This window comes from Pseudomonas sp. EYE_354 (assembly GCF_023148575.1).
Classification (GTDB): domain Bacteria; phylum Pseudomonadota; class Gammaproteobacteria; order Pseudomonadales; family Pseudomonadaceae; genus Aquipseudomonas.
The window spans coordinates 290,415-315,024 of the sequence record NZ_JAHXNQ010000006.1; the positions used below are offsets into that span (position 1 = coordinate 290,415).

The window sequence follows — 24,610 nt, forward strand, 5'->3', positions numbered from 1 at the left end:
TGTTTCCATGAGTGAAAGTACCGTTTTCTCCGAAGAGCTATTGCCAGGTGGTGGCCACCTTTCCTTCGTTCTAAAACGCGGTCAAATGCTGCGCCTCACTGATCTTGAAGGCGGCGCCAACGTCAGCGTGATGCTTTTCAACGCGAACGAAAAAAGCGAGCGCCTGAATCTGCCCGACAGTCTCAAAGGGCAGCACACAGCCAAGCTGACCGCAGGTCATTGCCTGTATTCGGACATGGGGCGTGTACTCGCCGCTATAACGCGCGACACCTGCGGGTGGAGCGACAGCATTGGTGGTGTCCTGTGTGCTGACGAGGTCGAGGAAAAGTACGGCCAAGGTCGCTATCAGGAGTTGCGCAATGGCTTCTTCCGTAACGGCGCGGACAACCTGCTGGTCGAGATGGGGAAATGGGAGCTGGGCCTGACTGACCTGTCGATGGTGTTGAATCTGTTCAGCCGCGTCGATGTGGACAACAACGGCGGGCTGAGTTTTGCAGAGGGAAACTCCAAGGCCGGCGATTGCATCGAACTGTATGCGCCCATGGACACGCTGTTCGTTATCACCGCCTTGCAGCATCCGATGGATCCTGCACCCGAGTATTGCCCCAAGCCCGTCCAACTGACCTTCATGAATGCAGACGCTAGTGTTGCTGAGCATTGCCGCACTTCGCGCCCGGAAAATCAGCGTGGGTTTACCAACACCGACCGCTTGTTCGCCTGAGGACTATTTCATGACTACTCATCTGCATCCGGAAGCCGCCATTTATCGAGCCACTATTCCCGCTGGCGAACCCTGGCTGACCGAAGTCAAAGCAGGTCAAATACTCCGGATCCTGGATCTGGAAGGTAACCAGGCCATCGATACCTTGTTCTACAGCGCTGCAAATCCCCGTGAACGTTACGACGTGCAGCGCACACTGCGTCGGCAGAACAATGTGTACCTTGGGGTTGGAAGCGTCCTCTACTCTAATCTGGGCCGTGCGCTTCTGACCATCGTCGAGGACAACTGTGGCCGTCACGATACGCTCGGTGGCGCCTGCGCGCAGGAAAGCAACACGGTTCGTTATGCGCTGGACAAGCGCCATATGCACAGCTGCCGTGACAACTATCTACGTGCCTGCTGCCACGATGGCCGTCTGGGCAAACGTGACATCAGCCCCAACATCAATTTTTTCATGAACGTTCCGGTGACTTCAGACGGTGGCCTCACTTTCGAGGATGGTATCTCCGCACCAGGCAAGTACGTGCAACTGCGGGCGGAGATGGACGTGATCGTTCTCATCTCGAACTGCCCTCAACTGAACAATCCCTGCAATGGCTATAACCCCACCCCAGCAGAGCTATTGATATGGGAATGAAGGCCTGGCTTCACACAGGGAGGGCTTGGCTGTTCATGATTTGCCAAAGCCGCGCAGCCCAAGTTCGACCTCGTGACGATCATCACGACAAGCCTCGCAAGCCTGACTGATCTCTGTCTGGGGACGGCCCCACGACCTTTCGAAAAACTGCGGGACGACCCGCAACCCAGTTGAGGCGGACAGCTGCCGTCTTTAGGGGATATCCATGTTCAACACCCTGCTAATCGCTAACCGCGGCGCTATCGCCTGCCGTATTTTACGAACATTGCGAGAGCTCGACGTAAAAGGTGTTGCCGTCTACTCAGAGGCCGATGTCGCCAGCCGTCATATCCTTGAGGCAGACCAAGCGCTGAGCCTTGGCGAAGGCGCCGCCGCGGGAACCTATCTCGCGGTCGACAAGATTCTGGCCGCGGCCAAAGCCAGCGGTGCCCAGGCGATTCATCCAGGCTACGGCTTTCTTTCTGAAAACGCCGCGTTTGCCGAGGCCTGCGAAGCCGCCGGCATCGCGTTTGTCGGCCCGACGCCTGAACAGCTTCGTGTGTTCGGCCTCAAACACACAGCCCGTGCGCTCGCACGCGAGCATGGTGTGCCGCTGCTGGAAGGCACAGACCTGCTGGACAGTGTCGAGGACGCCTTGACGGCGGCAACCCGGGTCGGCTATCCAATCATGCTGAAAAGCACCGCAGGCGGTGGTGGGATTGGCATGCGTGTATGCCGTTCGGCGCAAGAGCTGAGCGAGGCGTTTGAGACGGTCAAACGCTTGGGCCAAAACAACTTCAGCGACGCTGGCGTGTTCATCGAGAAGTACATCCAGCGCGCGCGCCACCTTGAAGTCCAGGTCTTTGGTGACGGCGCGGGTGAGGTATTGGCCTTGGGGGTTCGGGATTGTTCCGTTCAGCGACGCAACCAGAAGGTGCTTGAAGAAACGCCTGCCCCCAATCTTCCCAAAGGCATGGTCGAGGCGCTCTGCGAAGCAGCGATCAAGCTTGCGAAAGCGGTCAACTACCGGAGTGCCGGTACAGTCGAATTCGTCTTCGACAGCGATGACCAGTGTTTCTATTTCCTGGAAGTGAATACGCGTCTGCAGGTCGAACATGGAGTCACCGAACAGGTCTGGAACGTGGATTTGGTTCGGTGGATGATCCAGCTGGCCGCAGGCGACCTGCCGCCGCTGAGCGAGATTGGCGCGCAGTTGCAGCCGAATGGTCACGCTGTGCAGGCGCGGCTTTATGCCGAAGATCCGGGCAAGGATTTCCAGCCCAGCCCCGGCCTGTTAACTGCCGTGCGCTTTCCCACGGCCGATGGAAAAGCACTGCGCATCGACACATGGGTTGAAGCTGGATGCGAAATCCCGCCTTACTTCGATCCGATGATTGCCAAAGTCATCGCTTGGGCGCCTGATCGAGAACAGGCCCGCCTCCAACTGTACAAGGCATTGGGCGAAAGTCAGCTCTACGGGGTGGAGACCAACCGCGATTACCTTCGTCAAATTCTGCTGGATCAACCCTTCGCCAGTGGCCAACCATGGACTCGCTGCCTTGAGGGGCTGGTCTATCAGGCGCAAACCTTTGAAGTATTGAGTGGCGGCACCCAGACCAGCGTCCAGGATTATCCAGGACGCCTGGGCTACTGGGCTGTTGGAGTGCCTCCTTCGGGCCCGATGGACAGCCGAGCCCTGCGCTTGGGCAACAGGCTGTTGGGTAACCCCGACAGTACGGCCGGATTGGAGATCACCATGAGCGGGCCCACACTTCGGTTCAATACCGATGCGGTGGTGGTGGTGACCGGAGCCGTCGTGCCGGTAACGCTCGATGGCACGGACATCGCCATGAACGCTGTGATACTGGTCAGTTCGGGTTCGATTCTGAACGTAGGCACGATCGCGGGTGCCGGCGCACGGAGTTACCTCTGCGTGCGCGGTGGCATTCAGGTGCCGGACTACCTCGGTAGCAAAAGCACCTTCACCCTGGGTCAATTTGGCGGACACTGTGGTCGAGCTCTTCGGGCAGGCGATGTGCTCCACCTGGCGGCGCTGACAGACAAAACTGTCGGGGCGGTGCTTCCTGAACAGCCTCCACTGGGCGCGCTCCGTCGCATAAAGGTCATTTATGGCCCACATGGAGCACCGGAATACTTCACCGAGAACTACATCGCTACGTTCTTTGCAACCGACTGGGAAGTGCACTTCAACTCCAGCCGCACGGGTGTTCGCCTTATAGGGCCCAAGCCTGAGTGGGTGCGTGCCGACGGGGGAGAAGCCGGCCTGCATCCCTCCAATATTCATGACAACCCATACGCGATTGGTGCCGTGGATTTCACCGGCGATATGCCCGTGATACTCGGGCCTGATGGGCCAAGCCTGGGCGGCTTCGTTTGTCCAGTGACCGTGATTGAGGCAGATCTATGGCAGCTGGGTCAGCTCAAAGCTGGCGACAAGATCCGCTTCGTTCCAACCAACCTTAGCCGCGCCCGTCAGCTTGCGACCGCAGCGTTGTCAGCTGAACAAAATGATGCCGAGTGGGATCAATCCATCGAGCCACTGTCGCCGATCGTTTTGGATATCGGTCAGGACGACACCCGCCTGGTGGCCCGTGTAGCCGGTGATACTCATCTTCTATTGGAGATCGGCGCACCTGAACTTGACCTAGTGCTGCGCTTTCGCGGGCATGCATTGATGCAGGCGCTGGAAGCTAAACAGCTGGTGGGGGTGATCGACTTAACGCCTGGCATTCGCTCATTGCAAGTCCACTATCAGCCTGAGGAACTCCCTCTTAAATCCCTGCTTCAGATCGTTGCCGGTGAGTGGGGTGCAGTGTGCGCAGCAGGCGACCTGCAGGTGCCTTCGCGTGTCGTGCATCTGCCTTTGTCATGGGACGACCCTGCATGCCAGCTGGCGATCGAAAAGTACATGACTACCGTACGCAAGGATGCGCCATGGTGCCCAAGCAACCTTGAGTTCATTCGCCGCATCAACGACCTGCCAAATCTCGACGAGGTGCAACGAACCGTGTTCGATGCCAGCTATCTCGTCATGGGGCTAGGAGACGTTTATCTGGGTGCACCCGTGGCAACTCCGTTGGATCCCAGACACCGACTGGTCACTACGAAGTACAACCCGGCCCGCACCTGGACAGCGGAAAACTCCGTGGGGATCGGCGGTGCATACCTGTGCGTTTATGGCATGGAAGGCCCCGGTGGTTATCAGTTTGTGGGCCGTACGCTGCAGATGTGGAATCGCTATCGAGAAGTCGCTGCCTTTTCGGGCAAGCCTTGGTTGCTGCGTTTTTTTGACCAGATTAGGTTCTATCCGGTCACGGCTGACGAACTGACTCGCATCCGCCGTGACTTTCCGCTCGGCCGATTTGACCTGCAGATCGAGGAGCGCCAACTGAGACTGGCCGATTACCAAGCCTTCCTCGCGAAAGAAGCCGAGAGCATCCAGGCGTTTCGAGACCAACAGCAGGCTGCATTCGCAGCAGAACGGCAGCGTTGGATTGATAGCGGTCAGGCGCACTTCGAGAGCAACGAGGCGGTGGCGGCGGCCACTGAAGAAGCACTTTTGCCGCCTCACCAAACCGGTATCGAGAGCCCCATTGCAGGCAACCTATGGCAAGTCCAGGTCGCCCTTGATGATGAAGTCTGCGCAGGTACGCCGTTAGTTGTACTTGAGTCAATGAAGATGGAAATCCCAGTGCTGGCCCCCTGCGCCGGCATCGTTCGCCAAGTTCTAGTAGAACCGGGCTGCGCGATACGCGCCGGACAACGAGTAATCGTTCTCGAACCTGTTCCCGCACAAGGAGAAAAAGCATGAAAGACGATTTGAGACTTGAAGTGCTGAGAGCGCGCTACCTCAGCGGTCAGCTCTCTCCCCGCAGCCTGATCCTGGCGCTCAGGGAGCAGGCACAGGCACTGAATCCTGATTTCAATATGTTCATCCACCTGCTCAGTGTTCAAGAGCTGGAACCCTATCTGGCCGCGCTTGAGGCCAGCAGGATCGAAGACCTTCCGCTGTACGGCGTTCCATTTGCCATCAAAGACAACATTGATCTGGCGGGCATCCCAACGACGGCGGCGTGCCCAGCCTATGCCTATACACCTGAACACTCGGCGACGGTTGTTCAGAAATTGATCAATCTTGGCGCAGTGCCCCTAGGCAAAACCAACCTTGACCAATTCGCAACAGGGCTCAATGGAACACGCTCACCCTACGGCGCCTGCATCAACAGCGTATTGCACGAGTATCCATCCGGCGGTTCAAGCGCGGGATCGCCATTGACAGTCGCGTTGGGCCTGGCCAGCTTCGCGCTCGGCACCGATACCGCAGGCTCCGGTCGAGTGCCGGCCGCACTGAACAACCTTGTAGGATTAAAGGCAACCAAAGGCCTGATATCCACCGCCGGCGTTGTTCCCGCCTGTCGAACGCTGGACTGTGTGACGACCTTCACCGCGACAGCAGCCGAGGCCAGCCGGCTGCTGGCGCTCACTGCAGAGCTTGATCCTCAAGACGAATACAGTCGAGCCAACCCGAGTTGGAACGATGGCTCTGCGTTTGGACATGTCAGCGCTTTCCGGTTCGGAGTACCCCGCGAGGAAGACCTCCAGTTCTTCGGATGCACCGAGGGGCCCGACCTGTTTGCCGCAGCCGTTGAGCGCTTGAAAGGGCTGGGGGGCGAGGCGGTAGTTCTGGATCTCTCACCGTTCCTGGAAGCCGCGCGGTTGCTGTACGAAGGCCCTTGGGTGGCTGAACGCTATAGCGTGGTTGGAGAGCTGGCACGAACGCAGCCAGAGGCAGTTTTGCCAGTGATCCACGCCGTTCTCGCTAAAGGCCCGGAGGTGACAGGGGTCGACACCTTTCGCGCCCACTATCGCATGCAAGCACTAAAGGCCGCGTGCGACCGCGTAATGTCAGGCCTCGACTGCGTACTGACTCCGACCATAGGCAGGCCAGTTACTCTGGCAGAGCTCGCCGCAGAGCCGGTGCTGCGCAACTCGGAACTGGGCTACTACACCAACTTCATGAACCTGCTCGACTATGCCGCCGTGGCCGTACCGAGCGACCTCATGGTCAACGGCCTGCCTTGGGGCGTGACGCTGTTTGGCAGAGCCTTTACGGATCAATATCTGTTGAGCCTTGCCAATGCCTATCAGGATGGCAAAACTCCAGGCAATGCGGCCCGTAACGATCAGTCCCGCGTGGTTGTGTGCGGGGCACATCTCGACGGCCTGGCGCTCAACTGGCAACTCAAGCAACGTGGCGCGACCCTGCTGGAGGCCACCGTGAGCGCCCCTAATTATCGGCTGTACGCACTGGCTGGCGGGCCGCTAAAACGTCCGGGCATGGTACGTGTTGCGCAAGGAGGCGTTGAGATCGCTGTCGAGGTCTGGCAACTGCCTAGTTCGGAACTGGGCTCCTTCCTCACTGGTATTCCAGCCCCTCTCGGGTTGGGGAAGGTAGAGCTTCAGGACGGTCGCTGGGAAACCGGCTTCATATGTGAAGGTTACGGCCTCGAAGGTGCTGCCGATATCAGTGAGTACGGTGGCTGGCGTGCCTGGTTGACCTCTCAGGTATGACATCTCCTATGGGGCGGCCCCTTTTTCGGCCGTTGCAGCGCGTTCAGTTCGAACGCGCTTGCCTCATTCATGCGGACCGACTCAGTCCAGCCCAGTGATTGAACCCGCCTGCTCTTTGTACGAGTTAAATAGCCGGAGAGTGACGGGGAGTGCGATGACAATTCAGACACCACACGACACCGGTGACCAGAAGTGCAATCGCCGCAATTTCATATGAGTCGGGCAGCCGATGCTCCCATAGAAATCCAAAAACCAGCGCCGCTAACGTCTCAATCACGAGCACTTGTCCGCTTAGTGCCAGTGGTAGAAGTCGGCTCGCCTGATTCCAGCACGCATTACCCACAACCGAAGATAAAAACGCTACGCCACCGGCTACCATGACAAAGTGTAGCCATTCGGAGTTGCCATGCGTTCCTACCTGCCTGCCCAGGACAGGTACCGCCAAAAGCAGTGACTGAGCGCCAGTCATGACCCCTGTCAGCAGTGCCCAGTCATGGGCGGAAACGCTGGCTACCTGAACCAGCCGCCGAGCGTTGCTCACTGCGAACCAACTCCATGTCACTAACGCGCCCGCTGCGCATAGAATTCCGGCGAGGTTTGTCAGTATATCTGGCTTGTCGCCGTTGATCAGTGCGTGCCAGCTGATGAGTACGACCCCGCCCACAGCGCAGAACAGCGAGGGAGTGAGCTTGCGCAAAGAAATAGCGTTGACGTCATGACGACCTGCCAGCGTGACGAACACCGGAATGAGTCCGACGATCAGAGACGTTGTGGCAATGCCAACCAACTGCACACCGGTGCCCACTAGCGTGTAGTAAATGAGATTCCCAATCAGGCTAAGCCAGAAGAGTGACTTCCAGTCGACGATAGTGAGATTGGCGCAAACACGCCTCCAGCGGGGCATAAGCAAGGCCACCGAAATTGCGCCGTAGCAGAGAAATCTCAGAACGGCGAATTGCAGGCCGCTCAGCCCCGGGGTGAGCTGGGGGCCGAGGAAGATCACTCCCCAACACAGGCCCGCGCAAACTCCGTAGACAATGCCGTTTAGCAGTAATCGATCAGCAACCATTTCATCCGCGCTCCAAAGCGTTATGGGTAAAGTCTGGAGCAACTGATTCGGGGAGTATTGTCGGTAACTACGGGATTTTTTACCCAGACTGTTTTTGCGTTTTACGATAAACCGCCGGGGTCGTGGCCCTCACGCGCTGCATTGCACGGGTAAGCGATGCCTGGTCGCAAAAGCCGGCACGCAAGGCAATCTCGGATATGGTCAATGAGGTTCCACGCAACCATCGTTGAGCTTCTTGCAGGCGTAAATCAGTCAACCAAGCTTGCGGACTCATCTCGAACATTAGCCGGAAACGTTGGTGCATCTGACTGATGCTCATTTTTGCTACTTGAGCCATGCTTTCATTGCTCCAGTTCGCTCCAGGATCCGCCTGAACACGAGCGATCAACTGCTTCATGGGGTCTGGAAAGCGGGAGATTCCCGGAGTTAGGGACGACAAAAGCAGAGGCCCCAATTGGGAGGCCGCGATGGACAATTGTGCGTTGCCGATTAGCTCAGCGAACTCTATAAGCCGACGAGTTGCGGGGGAAATGGGCACATATATTTTCTGAGCAAGACGCTCGATCTGGAGCGTTTCAAAAGTCGACGGCGCACAGTCCAAAACTAAAAAACGGCTATCGAGGTTAGTCTGCTGCGAATGGATCGAGCCAGGTGTCACAAGCGCTGCCAATGACTGATCAATGCAGCCGCCGCAACCGTTTACGTCAATTTTCATTTCGCCACGAATCGGCAGTACCAATTGAGCATGCTCGTGGTGGTGGTGACGGTCTTCCCTCTCATAGCTGCGAACTTCAAGACTTAGAAACATTACTGCACCTTCCGGCCCGTCTGGTTATCCAAGATTGACGTTCCACAACGTCCAGTGCGAACCCGCGTCAGGTCAGGCTTGCCACTGATTCTTACATCTGCGGATCAGACCGTTGATCCCACAATCTGTATTGGCCATACGCTTACGTCTAGCTAGACTTCGGCAATCATAGGTTGGCCCACCATATTTATCCATCAGACATTACGAACCTGACTATGGAGCGATAGAAGGCAGAATGCCAGAAGCGGTTCTGATGGCTGAACTGTCTTATGTCGAAGTGCTTGACCTCAAGGACCCGCTATACCGCAAAGGACGAATTGCCGTACACCTGGCTGACCGATTACGTGTCTCCACGAAATTCGGTGTGCTCGCAATCATTGTCTTCATCCCTCTGGTTCTACTCGGTACGCGCGTCATCCATCAGATAAACGAGAGCCTTGCGGTTATTCGCTCGGAACAATTGGGCCAGCGCTATCTGTTGCACGTCACACCTGTGCTGCGCTTATCAATGTTGCATCGCGCGTTGACGAACCGCTTTCTCAGCGGTGATAGAACCGCTCGAGCCGATCTATCGGCCAACCAGACGAAGCTGGAGGACGCGTTTTCGAAACTGGCCGCCACTGACAGCCAATTCACCACGCAGTTGGAAACCGGTGACCGCGTGCAGCGCCTGCACACGGGGGTGCAGCGGTTGATCGAGCAGGCCGCAAAGGCAGATGCCAACAAAAACGAGATGTTCGACAACTGGAGCGATCAACTCACCGAGACATTGAACTTCGTGTACTACGTATCGGCCACGTCGGGCATGGTCTTGGATGAAGGGCAGGCCCAGGTTGCAAGGGAGGTAGATCGGAGCCTGGCGAGTATCCGTGATCTTTCAAATCAAGCGGCAGAGGGCTCAAGTCAGACAGCTATTGTGACGTCCTAACTCACAAAGCTAGCGGTCGAATTGAACAGGCTGGTCAAGCAATTTCAGATGTAGTGATAGCCTTTAATGTAAGTGCCTTCGCTGGACCTAATCCAGGCCTCGGAATGGCTAGACGTCATTGAATAAGTTGATCATAGTATTTTTCGATTAGGCCAAAGCCACATCTTTCATCCTGGGTTCGACAAGACAACATGTCTAGCATTGCAATCACCGATCTAACTGTGAATTGGGACGTCGACAGCGTCTCGCGGCCCGTTGTGGCCTTGAGCGCCACCTCGGTAACAAAGGACTGGGAAAATGCGACGCATCAGCACCGCAAGGCACAGCTGATCTACTCCCTGCGCGGCATCCTCAACTGTGAGATTGAAGACGGTGTCTGGATCGTGCCGCCACAGTGCGCCATATGGATTCCGGGAGACTTGCCGCACGCGGCGCGGGGGGCAGGTGAAACGGAATGCTATTGCCTGTTCGTTGAGCCAGACGCCGCACCGGACCTTCCGAAAACCTGTTGCACGATTTCGGTATCGCCATTGCTACGCGAGTTGTTACTGAAAGTGGCCGGTTTCCCTGAGTCATACGCGCAGGGGGGAAGGGAAGACCGGCTGATTTCCGTATTGCTCGATGAGTTGGTGGAGGCACCGGTGGAAGACTTGCATCTGCCCATGCCGCGTGATGCCCGATTGCGCCACCTCGTGGAAATGATGCTGGACGACCCCACGGACAAGACCTCGAAGGCCGATTGGGCAACTCGAATTGGCATGAGCGAGCGAAGCATGAGCCGTCTTTTGCTGCATGAAATTGGAATGAGCTTCGGGCGCTGGCGCCGGCAGCTGCATGTGATCCTTGCGCTTCAACGTTTGACCAAGGGTGAAAGCGTGCAAACGGTGGCATTGGAGCTGGGCTACGAAAACGCCAGCGGCTTCATAACCATGTTCCGCAAGGCGGTCGGCAAGCCTCCGGCACGATACCTCTCGGATCGCATGAGTGGCGTGGAGCTTGCTTCCGTTCCCAGCATCATGCTCCCCGATGAAATCTCACCCTGATTGGATCAGGCTGTCTTGGCCCGGGACCACCGACCGCCCTGCATCGTCTGCGGCCCTTCCTTGCAGGGGTGCCGACATTTCGCACATGTTGTGGTGATGGTGAAGACTGACTCCTCGTCGAGAGCTAAGCCCTCCTCGGACGCCAGCGACTGCAGGTGTTCATGCAACGCCAGGTTTTCAATGAAAACCAGCCGCGCGCCACAATGACATCGCAGTGTGTCGTGCTGGTCGCTTGGCGCCTCCGGTTTGATTGCATAGAACGCGCGCCCATGTGTGCCTTCTGTGCGAACCAGCAACCCAGCGGTCCAGAGATCATTCAGCGTTCCGTAGATCGATCCCGGCGCGAAGCTGTCGAATTGCGAGCTGAGGATACGAGACATCTGGTTGGCATTTAGACAGTTCGGGGTCGCCTTCTCCAGCGCGTTCAAGACTCTGGTACGAGCGATCGTCGGTCGCAGTCGGCTCGCCAGCAATCGTTGTTCCTGAGACGATGTCGGCGCTCCGGCCTCTGGATTGGCTGCTGCGGTGTGCTTCATCATGTGTTTGCCTGACGTCAGGTTCTTGCTACCGAATGATGTAATCAGGTCAATGATCCGGGGTTGGGCATCGTGCGGTTCCATCTCTGTATTCCTTCGCTATGCCGGATATCCGATTGCTTGTGACAATGCGGAGCGGCGTGGCTAATCGTTGGTCTCGGACATGGGCGCAATGTTGGGGCCGTCACCGAGCCCCATGTCCGTAGGCGTTACTGCGCAGCGGCCTGTTCCCATCCGCCGCCAAGCGCCTTGAACACGCTGACCCGCGCGGCACCTACGCGCTGGTCAGCAACCGCTACCTGCGACTTCGTGTCGATCAGACTGGTCTGCGCGACAATCACGTCGAGGTAGCTGATAGACCCGGCGCGGTAACGCTGGTCTGCCAACTGGAAGGCTTTTTCGGCCCGGTCGCGCGCTTCGATCAGTGCCTCGCGCTGCTGCATTGCGGCGCCGTATGCACTCAACGATTGTTCGGACTCCTTCAGGGCATTCAGCACGGCGCCATCGAAGCTGGCCAGCGATGCCGCGTTTTGCGCCTTTGCCTGTGCGATGCGGCTACGAGCGACCATCGTGTTGGGAAAGCTCCAGGAGATCAGCGGCCCGAAGGAGAACGACCAGGTGCGATTGCCTTTTAGATAGTCGTTGCGCAGGTAGTTACCGGAGGCGCCCAGCGTGACGCGCGGATAGAGGTCGGCAACGGCCACGCCGATGCGGGCGGTATCGGCGGCCAGTTGGCGCTCGGCCTGGCGCAAGTCCGGGCGGCGGCGCAGCAGCGCGGTGCCATCACCGATCGGCAGCGCCCCCGCGATCTCCGGTGCCTGGGTGCAGTTGCGCGCCGACTCGGGTATTTGCGACGGCGTGCGGCCCACCAGCGCGGCCAGTTCGAACAACGCGGCATCCCGCTGACCCTTTAACGGCGGCAAGGCAGCCCGGGCCTGGGCCAGCGTGACACCGGCCCGTTCCACATCCAGATGCGACGCCGAGCCGGCGCGTTCCTGGCCGCTGACCAGATCCAGGCTGCGCTGAGCCAGGTCAATGGACGAGTGTGCGACGCCGATGGATTCGCCATAGGTGCAGGCGTCCACATAGGCGCGTGTCGTCTCGGCGACGACGACGACCTTGGCGGCATCATGGGCTGCGGCGACGGCATCGGTGTCGTCGCGTGCGGCCTCGATGTCGCGCCTGACTCGACCGAAAAGATCGAGTTCGTAGGAAACGTCGAGGCCACCGCTGTAGCTCCATTGTGTGGGCGCCTGGCCGGTACCCGTCCACGTGGACTGGTCGCGGCCATAGCCTGCGCCCGCCGACGCGCTGGTCGAGGGAAAGAGGCCACCGCGCGCTTCGTTGTAGATGGCCCGTGCGCGGTCTAGGTTGGCCAGCGTCACGCGCAGGTTGGTATTGGCCGACAGAGCTTCCTGCACCAGCTTGTCGAGTGCCGGCTCGTCATACAGCTTCCACCAGTCCGCCGGCAGTGATGCAGCGGATTCCGTATCGGCCGGCTTGCTGACGAAGGCGCCTGCCGCGTTTTCCGGCGTGGCCGGAGCGCGATAGTCGGGGCCGCTGGCGCAACCTGCGGTTATCAACGCAATGGCAATGGCCATTAAGGCAGCGCGCCGAGGGAAAAACATGGCTGGATGCGAAGCAGTCGTCATGGCAGCAATCGCTTTAGAGTCAGACATCGGGGGCCTCCGCAGTGGCAAGTTCGCGGGCGCGGGGACTTTCCGCTGCCGCCCGGTGATCCTCGGCGAGGAAGCTGTATATGGTGGGCAGCACGAACAGCGTGAAGAAGGTGCCGACCAGCATGCCCATTACCACCACAATGCCGATGGAGAAGCGGCTGGCCGAACCCGCGCCATCTGCGAACAGCAGTGGCACCAGGCCGGCGACCATCGCCGCGGTGGTCATCAGCACGGGGCGCATACGCACCGCCGCGGCCTTCTCGATGGCCTCTATACGGCTCAAGTTTTCGTGATGCTGGATGTGGTTGGCGAAGGTGACCATCAGGATACCGTGCTTGGAGATCAGACCGATCAGCGTAACCAGTCCGATCTGGGTGTAGATGTTGAGCGTCGCGTAGCCCAGCCATAGCGGCACCAATGCGCCACAAATCGCCAGCGGCACCGTCACCAGGATCACCAGCGGGTCGCGCAGGCTCTCGAACTGCGCCGCCAGTACCAGGAAGATGACCACCAGCGCGAAGCAGAACGACACCAGCAGGCGGTTGCCTTCCTGCACGAACTGGCGGCTGTCGCTGAGCCAGTCCACGCTGGTGCCGGGTGGTAGGGGTTGCGATTGCAGGAACGCCACGGCGTCACCCATGGTCACGCCCGGGGCGGGCAGCATTTCCAGCGTGGCCGAGTTCATCTGACCGAACTGGGTGAGCTGGTTAGCCTGCGGACGCATTTCGACGCGCGTCACGGTCGATAGCGGTACCAGTGCTCCGGAGGTCGCCTTGACGTAGAAGCGCCCGAGGTCTTCCGGTGTCATGCGTTCGCCGCCGCGCACCTGCGGGATCACGTCGTAGGAGCGGTCGTGGAAGTTGAAGCGGTTGACGTAGTTCTCACCGACCAGCACGGCCAGGGTGTCGGCGATGGACTGCATGGTCACGCCCATTTCGCTTGCCTTCGCATTGTCGATGCTGATGTGCGCCTGCGGACTGTCGTAGGACAGGTCGTTCTGCACGTAGAGGAACAGGCCGCTGGCATAGGCGGCGAACTTGATCTTCTCGCCAGTCTCGTAAAGCGTCTTGAAGTCGTCCGGCGAGCGCAGCACCATCTGCACCGGCAGGCCGCCGCTGGAACCCGGTAGCGGGGGCAACTGCACGGCAGTCAGCGTCTCGCCGTCAATGGCGCCGCCGGCGGCCTGGATCTGGCCCTGGATGTCGGTGGCCGATCGTTTGCGTTCCGACCAGTCCTTGAGGATCGCGCCGCCGATCATCTTGTTCTGGCCGCCTGCATAGTCGCCGATAATCATGAAGCTGCTGTCGAACTCCGGAATCGACTCGAACAGCTTTTCGATCTGCTGGGCATAGTGGGCGGTATAGCCCACGCCGGCATACTGCGGCGCCTTGGTGACGACGATTACGGCGCCCTGATCCTCGGTTGGCGCCAGTTCGTGGCGGGTGCCGGTGAACAGCACCACGATGGCGGCCAGCACGACCGCGCCGACCAGCAGCACGGCACCGCGAGCGGCAAGCGTGCGGGCCAGCAGGCGTCCATAGAATGCGGTCAGCCCTTCCATGGAGTGTTCGATGCGCTTCGCCAGCCGTCCCTCGCTTTGCTTGGAATTGAGCAGCATCGAGCTCATCACCGGCGAGAGCGTCAGCGCAACGATCCCCGAGACGATCACGGAACCGGCCAGCGTGAAGGCGAACTCCTTGAACAGCGTGCCGGTCAGCCCGCCCATCATGCCGATCGGCGCATAGACCGCCGCCAGCGTGATGGTCATGGCGATCACCGGTCCGACGATTTCGCGCGCTCCGAGCAGTGCCGCACGCACGGGTGTCAGTCCTTCCTCGATGTGGCGATGGATGTTCTCCACCACGACGATGGCATCGTCCACTACCAGCCCGATCGCCAGCACCATCGCCAGCAGCGTCAACAGGTTGATCGAGAAGCCGCAGGCGAGCATCAGCGCCGCCGTGCCAACCAGCGACAACGGAATGGTCACGACCGGGATGATGACGGCGCGGAAGGTGCCGAGGAACAGGAAGATCACCACGATCACGATCACGATGGCTTCGATCAGCGTGTGTTTCACTTCCTCGATGGAGGCGTTGACGAAGCGTGCCACGTCGTAGTTGGGTGCCACCGTCAGTCCCGGCGGCGCCATCGCACGGATCTTGGGCAGCAGTTCGTTGGCCTGCTTGACGATCTCCAGAGGATTTCCATCGGGCGTCGGCTGGAGGGCAACGAAGATAGCGGGGACGCCGTTAGCGAACGAGAGATTGTTGTAGTTCTGACCACCGATTTCCATCGTGGCGACATCCGATAGCCGCACCACGCCGCCCCCAGGGCTGGACTTGATGACCATCTGGCGGAAGTCCTCGACGCTGCGCAGGTCGGTGTCGGCGCTGATGTTGGTGACCGCCAGCGCGCTCTTGAGCTGGCCTGGCGCAGCCTGCACGTTGTTGGCGCGCAGTGCGGCCGAAATCTCGCCGGCCGACAGTCCATGTGCCGCCAACCGTACCGGATCGATCCAGACGCGCATGGCCAGCGCCTGACCGCCAAAGACGTCAGCCGAGGCCACGCCGGGAATGCTGGTGAATAGCGGCTGCGCCACCCGCGATGCGAAATCCGTTACCTGCGGGATCGACAGGGTCTTGCTATAGAAGGCGACGTATTGCACGGCGGTGCCGCCCTCGGTGGACTTGGCGATGACCGGATCGGTGACGCCGGCCGGCAACTGGTACTTGACTTGCTGCACCTTGGCGAGGATCTCGGTCATCGCGCGATCGGCGTTGGCGTTGAGTACCAGCCGCGCCTTAATCTCGCTTTTGCCCTGCGTGGTGGTCGAGCTGAGGTATTCGATGCCGCTGGCCGTGGCGATGGACTGCGCGATCGGGGTGGTGACGAAGCCCTGCATCACGTCCTGGGTCGCACCCGGAAGCGTGGTGCTGACCGTGATGGTGGCGTTTTCAAGATAGGGGTACTGCCGCACGGGCAGCAGGAACAAGGCGGTGGCGCCCATCAGCAGGATCAACAGGCTGACGACCAGCGCCAGAATGGGCCGGCGGATGAATATGTCGGTGAAATGCATGGTGCCGTCCTCTATCGTGCGCTGGCGGCGGGGGCAACCGCCGGGGCGGCAGGCGCAGGTGCATTGATCTTCACCGCCGCACCGGGCGGCAGTCGATTCTGACCAGCCATAACTACGATGTCGCCAGGCTTGACGCCCTGGGTCACGAGGACTTCCTCGCCGAGCCGGCGACCAGTGACGACTGGCACGGCGACCGCCTTGCCGATGCCCTGCGAGTCGACATCCTGCACGAGCACCACACTGTCACCGGAGGCCGAAGTCTGGATCGCCGTCAGCGGCAACACGATGGCGTCGGTGGTCGCGGGCAACGCCAGCCGCGCCGTGGCGTACATGCCGGACTTAAGCAGCCTGTCGGCATTGGACAACAGTGCCTGCACGGCCACATTGCGGGTTTCGCCGTCGATGCGTGGTTCGATGGTGCTGATCTTGGCGTTGAATACCTGACCTGGTGCTGCATCTACCGTCACCTGCACCGGTGCGCCCGGCGTCAGCTTGGGCAAGTCCTGCTGGGGCAGCGTGAAGTTTACGTAGAGCGGGTCAAGCTGGGTCAGCGTGGCGATCACATCGCCGGCATTGAGGTACTGGCCGGGATTGATGCGCCGGATGCCGAGCTGGCCGGAGAACGGCGCACGGATGGCTTTCTGCTGAATGCGCGCGTCCAGTTGCCGCACCGCCGCAACGGCCTGGGCGGCTTGCGCCTTGCGTTGTTCGAGCAATTCGCGTGGCTCTGCGCCGGTAGGGGCCAGTTCCTGTGAGCGACGGAGTTGCGATTGGGCGAAATCGGCCTTGGCTGCGGCAGCGGCACGATCCGCTTGTTCGGGGGCGTCGTAGAGCTGAACCAGCACCGTCCCTTCCTTCACGGACTGGCCGGCGTCGAAATGAATGGCTGTCACGCGGCCCGACGTGTCGGGGGCCAGCAGCACTTCGCGAACGGCTTGCAAATCGCCGACGGCCTGCAACTCCTCGGCCACGCCGCGAGGTTCGGCGCGGATCGTCGAGACGGGCATCGGCGGCATAGCGTAATGTTCCGCGCCACCGGCGCGGGTGGTGCGCCAGGCATACAGCATGCCGAAGACCATGACGAGCGCAACAACACTTACGACGATGGGTTTGGCACGGGAGATAACAGCGGTGCTCATGCGTTCCTCCCGATGACAATGGAGATTGGGGTGGCGCGTGACCGGCGGTGCGGGGCCGACCCACCAAAGCAAAGTGAGTGCATAGGGGGAATTTCCTCGGAAAGAAATGGGGAATCGGCCCGCCAAGCAAGCTGGATTGAGGCATGGCAGACCACGATCAAGCGCAGCCTATCCGCCTGGACACACTTCTACATTGCGTAAAAAGGTCAATTTATTTCGCAATACAGCCAAAGGCATGAAGCAGGTGAAATTGGCCTAATTGAATAACAATCTGGCTTGATTTAGCCATGCATACTCATCCAGCTCTATTGTTAAATACGCCACCTAAATGCAAATGAGTATTGTTGATGACCACCCTCACAACTACTGGGAAACCTCGTTGGCCAATTAATATCCACGCAGAGCCCGCCTTCTATTCTCATTTGGATGGGCCGTACAAGGGCGCAGCCAGGAGCGCGCCCCTCACCGTGCTGGGCTCGGCAGTCGCTGCGGCAGTTCTCATTAGTGCGCAGGGCGCATTCGCGGCCGAGCCAGGGCAGATTCAGACCAAGGCCGGTGGAAAGCCTCAAGAGGAGATAGCCTTGCCGGCCATCACCGTAACGGGGCCTATGGATACGGCGACCACCGAAGGTACTGGTTCCTACACTACGGGCCAGACATCGGTGGCGACGCACCTGCCACTTTCGCTACGGGAAACACCGCAGTCGGTGACGGTGATCACCCGCCAGCGCATGGACGACCAGCAACTGAACTCGGTGCAGAGCGTGCTGGATAACACCACGGGCGTCTCGTCGTACCAATCCGACAGCGAACGGACGAGTTTCTATTCGCGTGGTTTCTTGATCAACAACGTTCAGTACGATGGCATACCCACCGTCGTAGGCGACATCGTCAGCGGGAGCGGGATCAGCTCCCTCGATACCGCGTTCTACGATCGTGTCGAGGTCGTGCGCGGCGCCTCTGGCTTGCTGACCGGCACCGGCAATCCCTCGGCCGCCGTCAACCTGGTGCGCAAACGACCGACCCGCGACTTCTCGGCGTCCGCCTCGCTCGGTGCAGGGAGCTGGGATACCCACCGGGAAATGGCCGACGTATCGACTCCGTTGACCGAGGATGGCCGTATCCGCGCCCGCATGGTCGGGACGTCCCAGGAAGGAAACTCGTACATTGATGGCTACAAACCGCAGAGGAGGGCGTTCTACGGCATCATCGAGGCAGATCTGACACCCGACACCACGGTGAGTCTGGGCTATGACTACCAGGACAGCACGCCGAAGGGCTCCACCTGGGGAGGTTTACCGCTATGGTTCAGCGACGGCACGCAGGCCGAGTATTCACGCTCCAAGAACTACGCGCAGAAATGGAGCCACTGGGACAACACCCTCAAGACGGCGTTTGCCGAGATCGAGCACCGCTTTGACAACGGCTGGAATCTCCGGGCCATCGCTAATCAATACCGCACGGAATTCGATGCCGAACTGCTCGGCCTGGTCGGCCGCCCCGATCGCGCCACGGGACTGGGCTCTTTTCCCAACGGGGCTCTTCCGGTGGCACTGGCGTCCGAAGGTAGCAGCCGTCAAAACACCTTCGACGTGATGGCGAGCGGCCCCTTCGAACTGCTCGGCCGCCAGCATGACTTGGTGTTGGGGGCGACGAGTTCGCGCCGCACCTCCAGCCAGGAAGCTATCGCTCCGTTCTATGCAGGCTTCACGCCGGTCAATGTCTATCAACTGAGCCCGGCCTTTCCCCGTCCCAACTTCGATGCCCTGGCTTCGATACCGACCCGCACCCTGATCAAACAGAGCGGTGTCTATAGCGCAGCCCGGTTCTCGCTGTCCGAGCCTCTGAAACTGATTGTCGGCGGCCGCTTCAGCAACTACGAAATCGACGACGCGGTCGGCGCCTCGTCGTTGCACTACAAGAAGAGCAGTGAATTCACCCCGTATGCTGGTTTGATCTACGACATCGATAAGACCTATTCGGCCTACGTGAGCTACACGGGCATATTCAATCCGCAAACCGACTATCGAGACAGCAAGGGCAACGTGCTCACGCCGACAAAGGGAAAAACCAAGGAAGTCGGCCTTAAAGGCGCTTACTTGGATGGGCGTCTGAATGCGTCGGTGGCCTTGTTCCATACCGAGCTGGACAACGCTGCACAGATGGTCGCAGGAACCTATACGCCAAGTGGTGCCCAAGCCTATATGGGTTCGGATGGGACGAAGTCGCGGGGTATCGAGCTGGACTTGCAGGGCGAGCTGGCGCGTGGCTGGAACATCTATTCAGGCATCGCCCATTTCACGGCACAAGATGGCGATGGCGTCCGCTTGAATTCGCAAATACCGCGCACCACTGCCCAGCTTTTCAGCACCTACCAGTTGCCGGGAGAGTGGAACAAATTGACGCTGGGCGGAGGCGTTAAATGGCAAAGCCGCTTCTACGAGGCGCCCAACACCGGCACCAGTTCGTTGGGCGGGGAACAAGGTTCTTATGCGCTGGTATCCGTGTTGGGGCGCTACGCCGTCACGAAGCAGATCACCGCGTCAGTCAACGTCAATAACGTGCTCGACAAGAAGTATGCGTTGCAGAAGGGCGATTTCGACACCGTAGGTTATGGCGCCCCCCGTAACTTGATGGTGACGATGGATTATAAGTATTGATGACCCGCAGGCGGACGCTTCACCCGTTAAAAGCCCCCACACCTAGAACAGCCCATTGATTATCGAGAACGCTCCTATGTCTCTTCAGACTACCCTGCACCCCAGCGAAGCGCTGGTCGTGAACAACGCAAACAGAGTTGCCTTGTTCTGGCTGACCACCGCCGCGGGTGCCGTACTTTTTGTCACTTTCCAGTTATTTTTCTACGTAAACGACTTTGCGAGAGCACCCGGAGCGATACCGGCGATTACGTTTGAGCCCGATGTACTGTGGATGTTTTCAGCGTTCTATGGCTCTTGGTTCGTAACGGTGCTTATCGCACTGAGAGCAACCCGTAAGGCTCAGTGGGTTACCCTGGTTCTGGGCAGCCTGCTTGTCGCCCTGAATACCCTCGGGGGAATCACTGACGGGCTGCGCGACGGTTGGCACATTGCCTTTTCTGCAGTGTTCTTCATTACGTTGCCCGGCGTGTTTGCCATTGCGGCCACCTGGCGGAGCATCAAAAGCAGAGGAAACGGCCATGTCGGTGAATAGTTCTGACTTCCCTTATGTCTGGATGAGCCTTACGCAAGAACCCGGACACGATCACCAAAAGGACTTCGCCGAATTCGAGGCCAATCTGCAGCGCGGGGAGTCCTTCGTAATTTTGACCGATACCGTACCTGCCGAAGACCACGAGCACTCGCCGGAAGAAAAGAAACGCACCGCGCTTTGGATGAAAAAGCACAAGGTCGAATTGCGAAGGTTAGTTCTGGCTATGATCATGATCGAGCCCAACTCTGCAAAACGTCTTGGTTTCAGGGCATTCGCGATCGTTTTTGCCAAGTTCTGGGGCTACCCTTTGCTTCTCGCTGCTTCCCGTGAGCAGGCAATGGAGATGGCAAAAGAACTGCTCTCAAAGGATGGAAAGCCATCTCACTGATGGCCCGTGCCGGCATCCGATTTCCCATGAAACTCTGCCGCCTCGCAATGTGGCGGCGAGCTACTGCCTTAACTGTAGTGGTCAACTAATCCCGGACACGACGTGAAATTTTTCCTCGGGCCGCGCTGGTGCCAACCCATCGTTGAATTGATGAGGCCGAATCCAGTTGTACCGATGCATCAAAAAATGACTGATATCGCGCTGTGCTTCCTGCGCAGTTCGATAGCCCACGGTCGGTATCCATTCTGTTTTCAAGCTGCGAAATACGCGCTCCATAGGTGTGTCATCCCAGCAGTTTCATCGTCGACTCATGGTCTGGCGCATTCGGTATCGCCACAACCGCTGGCGAAAGAGTCGGCTTGCATATTGCGATCCCTGCCGAGTGGAATAGCAGATCGTCACACAAGTAACGATCATCAACCTCGACGACACGCCGCCATCTGAATGGTACGGCCATGAGAGCCTTCGCTACTTGGACATCCAGTACCAACTATGGGTTGAAAGCTGGCATCTGGTGCCTGCTACTTACATTCCAGCACCTACGCGTGTTGGCTCATGTACTACCTGGTGTGCTTGCCGCTGCAGCGGTGTTGGAGCACCCATGTCGCCCCTGCAACTAGAACGTGCTCCACTCTAGCCAATGTCTGCGCTTGCTGAACGGCTGCTTTTGGCCGAATCTGTTGAGAAAGTCGGCTTCGAATTCCAAGCCAGAAAAGTACGCGCCTGAGATTGAAATCTGAATTTTTGGCAGGCGGTTCAGTACTCGGATTTTACGTAGCAGCGGGCAACAGAGGTTTTTCATCCATCAATATTCGAGTGCTTTGGGAAAACCGACTTTTTCAACACAATCGGCCAGAACGGTCATTCATGCGCGTCTACCAAGTTGGCATTCAGACCGGCGCGACAGGCTAGAACCCACTATTCAGTGCAGTCGTCCTGTAAATCGCTCTTCAGGGAATCCGGCAGCTGCAACGGCTTCGGCTTTTATCAGCGTGCCATCGAAATCTGCCGGCTTATCTAGCCCTATCCGTGCGCTGGTGCAGTAAAGCGTTTCATAACCAGCTCCCGCTAACACCGGGCAAGTTGTCTGAATACACGGGGAGTCGATCACTCTGTCAACTTTGCCGTCAGTCGCGTAACGCACGACTCTGCTACCGCCCCATTCCGCATTCCAGAGAAAGCCCTGCGCATCAATACAAGAACCGTCTGGAGCACCCTGACCGTTGACTGTAGTGAATACACGCTGGTTTTCTAGCGACGGGTAATCGCAGCAGAAAATGCATCCTTGCAGGGAGTCCGCGTAATACATGGTGGAGCCGTCCGGGCTAAAACAGATGCTGTTCGGGATCGCCACATCGGGAAGGTCCAGCGTTTCTGTCTCGAGCGTCGCGGCATTGAGCTGGTGAAATCTACCTATGGTTTGCACCGGCACGCCGGTGTCCATAGTGCTGAATACGAAGTTTCCCATACGGTCGCAGCGGCCATCATTGATCCGGGTTCCTGCCACGCCAGGGGTGGCTGTGATTTTGCTGAAACGACCGGCGCTCACGGTGTAGTAGCCCAGGCAGGATGCCAGTCCCATCAGCAATACGTCTTCGTCTGCGGTGAGGGCAAATGATCCTAGCGGCTCTGGCAGGGACCAACGCTGCACGTTGCCGCTTTCGGGGTCCAGAGCACGCAACTCGCAGCCGGGGATGTCGGTCCAGAACAGGCGTTCGGTTCTTTCACACCAGACAGGACACTCGCCAAGAAGACTGGTGGTGCCGATTAGGGTTTTAAACATGGTTGCGTGCTACGAAACAGGATGGGGCAAACAAGACTGTCAGTTGGAGAAAAGCGCTGACCACCTGTCACCGAACAGGGCGATGGCCAAGCCTGCTAGCATCACCATCGACCCGGCCAACTTGACGAGAGACACCGGCCTTTCCGATGCCCCCATCAATCCGAAATGATCGATAACCAGTGACGAGATAATCTGCCCTGCGATAGCGAGGCCCAGCAGGGCTGACAGACCGATTTTTGGCGCAAGCACCACATAACTAAGCAAGGCACCGGCACCCAGCAGACCGCCCAACAGGCTCCACCAGGGCTGGGCAGGTATAGCCGCCAGTGAAGCCACTATCCCGCCGCGCATCAATGAAAAGAAGCCCAGGCATACCGCACCGGCAGTAAATGAGAACAGCGCCGCCGCTACGGAATCTTCACCCACACCTTTAGCGAGTTGACCATTCAGCGTGGTCTGCAGGGTTATGCCAAGCCCTGCGGAGATAGCCAGCAGGTAGTAGGCTGCGTTCATCTCGCGTCTCCTTACTTGGCTGACTCAAGCGGCATGAATGTCTCGGCAAAAATGTCCGACTGGTAGCCTGCGGCAGCAAACAGATGCTCACGGGATTCGTCGTTTGCTGCGCGCAGCCTTTCGCTGTCCACGCCCAGCACCTTGCCGCCGCGCTTGACGATGCGACCGCCAATGATGACAGTGTCGACATTGCTGCGTTCGGCTGCATGTACAACGGTGCCGAATGCGTTACCCGACGGGTAAAGGTTGATGTCCTGCGCATTGATAAGGATTAGGTCGGCCTGTTTGCCGGGGGCCAGGCTGCCGACTTTGTCCTGCAATCCGGCACAGGTAGCGCCGTCGAGAGTGGCGGCTTTGAGCAGGCCATGAGCAGGCAGGGTCACCGGATGATGTTCTGCGCCGCAGCAGCGCTGCTGGTGCATGCCCATGACGCGCTGCAGGTAGAACGCCACCCGCATCTCCATGAACATGTCACCGCTGTAGGAGGTTTCGTTATCAACACTCAGTCCCGGACTGATACCGTGACGCAGGGCCGACTGCATGGCGAACATTCCATCTTCAATGCCGTAGTGGGCATCTGAACGCGGGCATACGTTGACCCGCACGCCAGCCTCGCGAAGGATTTTCCAGCCGGCGTCCGGCAGCGCTGTGCAGTGGTTGAAGATGTTATCGGGGCGCAGCAGACCCTCGCGATGCAAACCCTCCAACTCAGCTGCCATGTCCCCGCCGAAAAATTCGGTAATGATCGGCAGCCCCAAGCGCCGGGCTTCAGCCCAGAGCTCAGGCTCCAGCTGCGCCATCACCGCCAGCGAGAGCAGTGGGTTGTCGCCGTTCTTGACGTATTTTTCCTGCAGACGCTCCAGGTTGCCGGGCCAGTGGGCTTTGTCCCATTCACCGGAAACTGGCGCACCGGAGGCGTGAACGGAGCGGATACCCGCATCGAGCAATGCCTCGACCGCAGCATCGGAGTGCGCGCCGGTGCGGCTGTTGTGCGAGTTATCGACCACGGTGGTGATGCCGGCATCGATGCAGCCCAATGCAGTCAGCAGATTGCCGATATACATGTCAGCCGGGCGATAGTATTTGGCGAACGAGAAGTGCGTTGCGTTGCAGTAGTCTTCCAGGGTTTCGGCATTCGGATTTATTCGACGCAGTTGGCCCTCCCAGGAGTGACGATGCGTATCGACCATCCCGGGCATGGCAATCATGCCGGATGCCTCGATAACCATAGCTTCGCCGGCCTCAAGGTTTTCACCTATGGCCGTGATGGTGCTGCCTTCGATAAGGATATCGCCGCGCGCCAGATTGCCGATATCGCCATCCATGCTCAGCACAGTGGCGCCGCGGATAAGTGTGCGGGCGGCCGGAGCGGCCGGAGCCTGCACGATGCTGCGGTTATATTCAGCCATTTTCTGTACACCTCCTCAAATTTCGTTGGAGGCAATGTACGCAATGCGGTACTGCGGGAAAAAGATGGTTAAACTGTTTTTATTATTCAATATTTACGAATAATAACGACTTCCC

At 58.9% G+C, this 24,610-nt stretch carries 18 protein-coding genes and 1 pseudogene; 9 read left to right on the plus strand and 10 right to left on the minus strand.

Features of this window, described 5'->3' with window-relative positions; genetic code table 11:
• The first annotated feature begins 7 nt into the window (after positions 1-7).
• The 4 genes from KZX66_RS11120 (at position 8) to atzF (ending at position 6,929) form a co-directional block, all read left to right on the plus strand.
• Positions 8-721, plus strand: coding sequence for an urea amidolyase associated protein UAAP1 (locus KZX66_RS11120; RefSeq protein ID WP_248079328.1), 714 nt, complete (start codon positions 8-10; stop codon positions 719-721).
• 10 nt (positions 722-731) lie between these two features.
• A complete protein-coding gene (locus KZX66_RS11125) occupies positions 732-1,358 on the plus strand; it encodes an urea amidolyase associated protein UAAP2 (RefSeq protein WP_248079330.1) in 627 nt (208 codons plus the stop codon).
• Positions 1,359-1,563: 205 nt separating this feature from the next.
• A complete protein-coding gene (uca, locus tag KZX66_RS11130; RefSeq protein WP_248079332.1) occupies positions 1,564-5,169 on the plus strand; it encodes an urea carboxylase in 3,606 nt (1,201 codons plus the stop codon).
• Positions 5,166-6,929, plus strand: coding sequence for an allophanate hydrolase (gene atzF / locus KZX66_RS11135; protein ID WP_248079334.1), 1,764 nt, complete (start codon positions 5,166-5,168; stop codon positions 6,927-6,929). Before uca ends, atzF begins: the two co-directional genes overlap by 4 nt.
• A gap of 124 nt (positions 6,930-7,053) precedes the next feature.
• On the opposite strand, the gene KZX66_RS11140 is transcribed toward atzF, so the two are convergent.
• Positions 7,054-7,998 (minus strand): DMT family transporter, encoded by a 945-nt coding sequence (locus KZX66_RS11140; protein WP_248079335.1) that lies wholly within the window; start codon positions 7,996-7,998, stop codon positions 7,054-7,056.
• A 79-nt stretch (positions 7,999-8,077) separates the two neighbouring features.
• Positions 8,078-8,806 carry an AraC family transcriptional regulator gene (locus KZX66_RS11145; protein ID WP_248079337.1) on the minus strand — a complete coding sequence of 243 codons (729 nt, stop codon included), beginning with the start codon at positions 8,804-8,806 and terminating at the stop codon, positions 8,078-8,080.
• 277 nt (positions 8,807-9,083) lie between these two features.
• On the opposite strand from KZX66_RS11145, the gene KZX66_RS26435 reads away from it, so the two are divergent.
• Positions 9,084-9,734: a hypothetical protein gene (locus KZX66_RS26435; RefSeq protein ID WP_348983803.1), complete on the plus strand. Its 651-nt coding sequence runs from the start codon at positions 9,084-9,086 to the stop codon at positions 9,732-9,734.
• A 191-nt stretch (positions 9,735-9,925) separates the two neighbouring features.
• Positions 9,926-10,777: a helix-turn-helix transcriptional regulator gene (locus KZX66_RS11155; protein ID WP_017526905.1), complete on the plus strand. Its 852-nt coding sequence runs from the start codon at positions 9,926-9,928 to the stop codon at positions 10,775-10,777.
• A 5-nt stretch (positions 10,778-10,782) separates the two neighbouring features.
• On the opposite strand, the gene KZX66_RS11160 is transcribed toward KZX66_RS11155, so the two are convergent.
• The 4 genes from KZX66_RS11160 to KZX66_RS11175 all read right to left on the minus strand — a co-directional run bounded on the left by KZX66_RS11160 (position 10,783) and on the right by KZX66_RS11175 (position 17,210).
• Complete coding sequence (locus KZX66_RS11160) at positions 10,783-11,397, minus strand: transcriptional repressor (protein WP_248079339.1); 615 nt, start codon at positions 11,395-11,397, stop codon at positions 10,783-10,785.
• A gap of 125 nt (positions 11,398-11,522) precedes the next feature.
• On the minus strand, positions 11,523-12,992 hold the full coding sequence (locus tag KZX66_RS11165; protein ID WP_248079341.1) for a TolC family protein: 1,470 nt from the start codon (positions 12,990-12,992) through the stop codon (positions 11,523-11,525).
• Positions 12,985-16,071, minus strand: coding sequence for an efflux RND transporter permease subunit (locus KZX66_RS11170; RefSeq protein ID WP_248079342.1), 3,087 nt, complete (start codon positions 16,069-16,071; stop codon positions 12,985-12,987). The genes KZX66_RS11165 and KZX66_RS11170 overlap by 8 nt, the downstream gene beginning before the upstream one ends.
• 11 nt (positions 16,072-16,082) lie before the next feature.
• Positions 16,083-17,210, minus strand: coding sequence for an efflux RND transporter periplasmic adaptor subunit (locus KZX66_RS11175; protein WP_248079344.1), 1,128 nt, complete (start codon positions 17,208-17,210; stop codon positions 16,083-16,085).
• Between the two features lie 347 nt (positions 17,211-17,557).
• Here KZX66_RS11175 and KZX66_RS11180 point away from each other — a divergent pair, with 347 nt between their 5' ends.
• From KZX66_RS11180 to KZX66_RS11190, 3 genes are all read left to right on the plus strand, one after another.
• The gene (locus KZX66_RS11180) at positions 17,558-19,870 is read left to right on the plus strand and encodes a TonB-dependent siderophore receptor (protein ID WP_248079345.1); all 2,313 of its coding nucleotides are present in this window, start codon (positions 17,558-17,560) and stop codon (positions 19,868-19,870) included.
• A 76-nt stretch (positions 19,871-19,946) separates the two neighbouring features.
• Entirely contained in the window at positions 19,947-20,402 is a 456-nt protein-coding gene (locus KZX66_RS11185) for a hypothetical protein (protein WP_248079346.1), read from the plus strand.
• Positions 20,389-20,790, plus strand: coding sequence for a hypothetical protein (locus tag KZX66_RS11190; protein WP_105162211.1), 402 nt, complete (start codon positions 20,389-20,391; stop codon positions 20,788-20,790). The genes KZX66_RS11185 and KZX66_RS11190 overlap by 14 nt, the downstream gene beginning before the upstream one ends.
• A gap of 81 nt (positions 20,791-20,871) precedes the next feature.
• Here the strand turns inward: KZX66_RS11190 and KZX66_RS11195 are convergent.
• From KZX66_RS11195 to KZX66_RS11210, 4 genes and pseudogenes are all read right to left on the minus strand, one after another.
• A pseudogene (locus tag KZX66_RS11195) lies at positions 20,872-21,168 on the minus strand (integrase core domain-containing protein); the annotation flags it as partial.
• A gap of 544 nt (positions 21,169-21,712) precedes the next feature.
• A complete protein-coding gene (locus KZX66_RS11200; protein ID WP_248079347.1) occupies positions 21,713-22,573 on the minus strand; it encodes an SMP-30/gluconolactonase/LRE family protein in 861 nt (286 codons plus the stop codon).
• A gap of 39 nt (positions 22,574-22,612) precedes the next feature.
• Positions 22,613-23,086, minus strand: coding sequence for a DMT family transporter (locus KZX66_RS11205; protein ID WP_248079348.1), 474 nt, complete (start codon positions 23,084-23,086; stop codon positions 22,613-22,615).
• 11 nt (positions 23,087-23,097) lie between these two features.
• Positions 23,098-24,495, minus strand: a complete 1,398-nt coding sequence (locus KZX66_RS11210; protein ID WP_248079349.1) for an amidohydrolase family protein — start codon at positions 24,493-24,495, stop codon at positions 23,098-23,100.
• Positions 24,496-24,610 lie beyond the last annotated feature (115 nt).